At 61.1% G+C, this 653-nt stretch carries 1 protein-coding gene; it reads right to left on the bottom strand.

The genetic code is table 11. The annotated features are described in order from the left end of the window. A partial coding sequence (locus AB4Z52_RS36295; protein ID WP_442222626.1) for an IS5 family transposase occupies positions 1-574 on the bottom strand: 574 nt, incomplete at its 3' end. Positions 575-653 lie beyond the last annotated feature (79 nt).

The following is a 653-nucleotide window of genomic DNA, read 5'->3' on the forward strand; positions in this document are numbered from 1 at the left end:
CGACCTGCGAGGCGTCGCCGGCGTCCTGATCCGTGAGCACATGCGCAATGATCTCGCCACTGCCGGCATCAAGCGCCAGATGCAACTTGCGCCAACCACGGCGGGATTTTGCGCCATACTTTTCTTCCAACCATTGACCCGCCCCGTAGATCTTCAGCCCGGTGCTATCGACCAGAACATGAAGGGGGCCATCCGCGATAGACTGACGGTCATTGCCTTTGGCAGGTGGCCTCCAGGTTCTTGACCGCCGGCTGAGGGTTGTGTGGTCCGGCACGGGAAGCTCCAATCCCATCAGCTTAAGCACCGAGCCCAGTAATCCTTCGCCCTGGCGGAGCGGTAACCCAAACGCCATGCCAAGCGTCAAGGTGGCCTCGATGGCGGGATCCGAATAGCGCGGCTGGCCACCCCGTGTCGTGCGTCTTGGCGCAGCCCATCCGGCAAGCGCTACCGGCGCCAGCCACAGTGTTAGACTGCCGCGACGGTGAAGGCCTGCTTCATACTCCCGCCAGTTCGTCACCTTGAACTTCATCTTGCTGATGCGATGACGGCGGGCGGCGTTATGCTTATGCGGCATGGTGTGCGGATCAATCACGCCGGTTGCGATCGCAGACCCATAGGCGGAAATCGTTGAAATTCGATCCCTGCACCAATGC

Source organism: Rhizobium sp. 2YAF20 (genome assembly GCF_052114685.1).
GTDB lineage: Bacteria > Pseudomonadota > Alphaproteobacteria > Rhizobiales > Rhizobiaceae > Rhizobium.